Origin of the sequence: Stenotrophomonas sp. HMWF003 (assembly GCF_003061285.1) — a bacterium.
Classification (GTDB): Bacteria; Pseudomonadota; Gammaproteobacteria; order Xanthomonadales; family Xanthomonadaceae; genus Stenotrophomonas; species Stenotrophomonas maltophilia_AP.
The window spans coordinates 13360-17307 of the sequence record NZ_QAIW01000310.1 but is presented as its reverse complement, the minus strand read 5'-3'; the positions used below and the strand labels follow the sequence as shown (position 1 = coordinate 17307).

3 protein-coding genes are annotated in these 3948 nt (G+C 65.1%); 2 read left to right on the top strand and 1 reads right to left on the bottom strand.

Annotated features, from left to right (window positions below; all coding sequences use genetic code 11):
* Window positions 1-230: 230 nt before the first annotated feature.
* Window positions 231-2483, bottom strand: coding sequence for an autotransporter outer membrane beta-barrel domain-containing protein (locus DBR34_RS12710; RefSeq protein WP_128097062.1), 2253 nt, complete (start codon window positions 2481-2483; stop codon window positions 231-233).
* A gap of 351 nt (window positions 2484-2834) precedes the next feature.
* Between DBR34_RS12710 and DBR34_RS12705 the strand changes: the two genes are divergently transcribed.
* Window positions 2835-3104 (top strand): hypothetical protein, encoded by a 270-nt coding sequence (locus DBR34_RS12705; protein ID WP_128097061.1) that lies wholly within the window; start codon window positions 2835-2837, stop codon window positions 3102-3104.
* Window positions 3105-3418: 314 nt separating this feature from the next.
* Window positions 3419-3757: a hypothetical protein gene (locus DBR34_RS12700; protein WP_128097060.1), complete on the top strand. Its 339-nt coding sequence runs from the start codon at window positions 3419-3421 to the stop codon at window positions 3755-3757.
* The last annotated feature ends 191 nt before the right edge of the window (window positions 3758-3948 follow it).

The window sequence follows — 3948 nt, the reverse complement described above, 5'->3', positions numbered from 1 at the left end:
CTGCTGCGCAGTGATGCCCCGATGACCGTGGACAACGCGCAGCCGACGTTGCCCGAAGCCGCCGAGCCCGACGAAGCACGCCCCACGTAGTGCCGGCCGCCGGCCGGCTCCCGGCACGCCAGGATCGACGCGACGCTTCCCGGTAGTGCCGTCCCCTGGCCGGCTCCCCGCACACCAGAATCAATGCATTAGCCAGCAAAATGGAGCCGCCCAAGGGCGGCTCCATATCATCACCAGGTGTAGCTGAGTCCCAGCTGCGCATTGGTCTGGTGGTAGCCGCTGGCCTGTTGCCGCGCCAGCCCGCCCCAGGCACCGATGCCGTTGGCAAACTTCAGCGACGCACCCGCACTGACCTCCGCGCGACTGCGCGGAATGCGCGCATCCACGCGTTCGTCGTCCATGCGGATTTCCGAGTCAGCGCGGGTGTGCAGCCAATGGGCGGCGAGGTACGGCTGCACTTCGGCGGCCCCATGGCCCCAGCGCGTCACCCCGGACAGGCGCAGGCCGACGCGACCGAACAGCCCATCGGCGTCCCGGGAAGAGATCACCGTGCCGGTGGCTTCGGTGTGGTGCAGGTCATCCCAGCGGTTGTAGCCCACCTGGAGCTGCGGTTCCAGGAAGATAGCGCCGTTGCTGGCGCCGCCCACCCGGAACGCATAACCCGCTTCGACTGCGCCCTGCCAGATGCGGCCGTCGTAGCGTTCGGTGGCCAGGCCAATGCCGTCCACGCGATTACGGAACTGTGCGCGCTGCACCGAGCCGTCCACGTAGAAGCCGGCGTACGGATCCGCCGCATTGCCGCCCCGCCAGGTACCGTAGATGCCCAGCGCTTCACCCTTCACCTTGCCGCGCGCGTAATAGCCGGTCAGCGGGTTGGTGGAGGTGCTGTCGGCGTTGCCGCTGGAGAGCATCACGCCCGCGTTGCTGCCTGAATCGTGACGCCACACATCGGCGCCGACGCTCAGTGCCTGGCTGTTGCCGTGGATGTCCAGCTGCTGACTGATCGCACCGAAGCCGTGGCGTGAGCCATCCACCCGCGCCCAGGCACGGCCCGCGTTCTGGCCGGCATGACGATGGTGGTAGCCGAGGAGGAACATCGTCTGCGCCGCCTGCAGGTTGGCCAGATAGGCGCCCGGTTCCGGGCGCAACACCGGGTCGGGATTTGGCCCCGGACCCGGACCGGGGTCCACCGGCGTGCACTGCGGAAGGTCGGGGTCGATCACGCAGGGATCTGGTACCGTCGGCAGCACCGAGCGCAGGTACCAGTTGCCATCGGCACCAGTGCCCTTGTGCAGGAAGTACTCGTACTGGCCACCCACTGCGCGCCCGGCGAGGTTGAACTGACCGTTGGAGGCGCCGCCCACCGAGATCAGCTCGATGCCTTTCTCGGTCTGGGCGCCCGCGCCGCCCACGTTGTTGACGCGCACAGTGGCGCTGCCGCTGGTGTCACCGGCAACGATCAATCGATCGGACTTGGACGCGTCGTCGCCAAGGGCAGTATTGAACATGAGCAGTGCATCATCGGCGTGGAAATCACCGGTCACGGTCAGCGAATTGAAGTAGGTGCCCGGGCCGAAGGTGATGCTTGTATTCCCGTCCATGACCAGGTTGGTCACCGTGCTGTTGTTGGATATCGTCCAGGCGCTGCCCGATTGCATGGCCAGGTTCAGCGTTCCTCCGCTTAAGGCCGAGGTCCTGCCGTAGAAGGTTGTTCCATCCCGCAGGACCGCATCGAGCGCGCCATTGAAACGTGCGGAGATCTCCCCGTGCAACGCCGACGCACTTGCAGTGAATGAAAGCTGCGCACTGTTCTCTGCAAGGGCCACATGGTAGCCGCTGAAGTAGGGCAGGCCATCGGCGGCAGTCAGCGTGGAGTTGGTGACGTTGATGGTGGCCACGGTATTCCCCGATGCGGTGAACACATCGGCCTTGGAGTGAACAAGGGAGTTGGCGACCGACAACGTGCTGGTGCCCGGCACGGGGCTCCTGATTTCCACCCCGACGTTGCTGGCGCGAATGGTGCTGTCACGCATCACGACGTCGCCGCCGTAGAGCTGGATTCCATTGCCGGCTTCGATCAGCGAACCGTCGCGCAATGTGAGAGACCCTCGATTCATGGTAACCCCCGTATTGACACGTCCGTCCTTGACGATGATGCGGCTGCCCGCGATATCGGCCGTCGACATCTGGGGTGAGGGGCCGAAGGACATCGCGAGGTCCAAGGCGGTGCGGTAGTCGCCTGAAACGGGCTGCAGAAGCGCATCGCGCATCGAGACGGTGCCGCCGTTCGCGACGATGGTGAGCGCCTCTGCGCCAGGAAGCATATCCAGCGTCGCCCGATCAACGCGCCACGCCTCCGCCACCTCGCCTGGTGCCACGGTGGCTGATTCGCCGGGCAGAAGATTGCCGGCTGCGACAGGGAAGGACAGCGACATCGCGACTGCAATGGCAAGGCTGAGGGAATGACGAGCGCTAAGTTTCATGACGGAGCTCCTGTTGAAAAGCGTCAAAGAGGCAACTGCGTTCACGTCGTCAGGCTGAATGAAATGCTTACAAGCCGTGAAGGCGAGGTGATGTGATTGTGTTTAGCTGACAGAGGGCGCGGCGGGGTCGCTCCGCAACGCGCCTCCGTTGTCGTCGCCGCTGAACGGCGAAGCTGGATCGCTGGGGCGCCGCTCAGTCTGTCCGTGGGCATTGGATCGATCCATGCAAAAAGTTGCAGTTGGACCGGGACCAGGTCACCGGTGTAGTCCGGCGTTCAGCCGCAGTGCAACATGCGGCCGTGGATGACCGGTGCTGCGACCTGACCACCACCGGAATCGATCCAGATGCCGATGATCATGCTGGACCGTCGTCTCCTGATCGCTTTCGCCACCACGGCCATGTTCGCCTCCGGCCTGGCTGTGGCCGCCCCCGCGAAAACTGCGGCTGATACGGCTTACGCCGCCGTCGATCCCTTCATCGGTACCGGCGGGGAGGGGCATACCCAGGCCAGCGAGGCCGAAGCGAGGGCCCTGCTGCGCAGCGACGCTCCGATGACCGTGGACAACGCGCAGCCGACGTTGCCCGAGGCAGCCGTGCCGGAAGACCCGCGGCCGGCGTGATCCGGAGGTGCGCCCCTCGGTGTAAGGCGAGGGGCGCAGTCGCGTGAGCAGCGGCGTTACGGCCGGCGCGAACTACAACAATGTTCATATCAACGGCGTCATGGGATCGGCACCCTGCGCTACCGGCATTGAAGAGCGTCCCCGCGTGGACTGGCGCTTGCAACTGGCCTGCGCGCCCGACCCCGCCGTTGCCAATTGGACACGATATGAGACGTCTCCCCAACGTGCGGTACGGCATGTTGATCGCGGCATGCGGGATGCTGCTTCCAGCCCCGGTCGTAGCCACGCCATGGGGACGGCACGGGCCTGGCGTGGTGAGCGTGATTGAGGGTGCTCCGGCGATCTGTGTACCGGCTGGCGCGAAGAAGAATTTCTCCGTCAAGTCGGTCAGGCTGATCCATGAGAGCAGGGCCGACGCGAAACTGGTCTGGAGCATCAGTGCGCTGCCGGCATCGCAACGATTCGTGTTGAGGCCCGGACAATGCCTGCTCCATGGCACCGACCTCGCCGGTTACACGCAGGACGTGCCTCCGTCCGCTCTGACCGAAGTCGGTCGTTATACCTTCCGGCTGAATGCCGTCGCCGTGAAGCGATCAGACCTGATCAGTTATTTGGGCAGCTTCTGCCTCAGGTCGCGCGGGAGCGTGTGTTGAGCGGGTCTGCGGGCGTCCAACCGCACCGCAACATGCGACGCCGTCGCACCGGTGCTAGGATCGAACCCACCTTGAATCGATCTAAATTCAAACGTCATGACGAAAACGGGGACGGTGCGGTGGTTGGGGCTCGCGGTTGGAGCGATGTTGGTGGCCGGCGCAGCGGGAGCGGCACCGGCAAACGTGGGTGA

What these genes read in the sequence shown, in the direction of transcription:
- DBR34_RS12710 (WP_128097062.1), bottom strand. Translation starts at nt 2,483, where the DNA reads ATGAAACTTAGCGCTCGTCATTCCCTCAGCCTTGCCATTGCAGTCGCG.
- DBR34_RS12705 (WP_128097061.1), top strand. Translation starts at nt 2,835, where the DNA reads ATGATCATGCTGGACCGTCGTCTCCTGATCGCTTTCGCCACCACGGCC.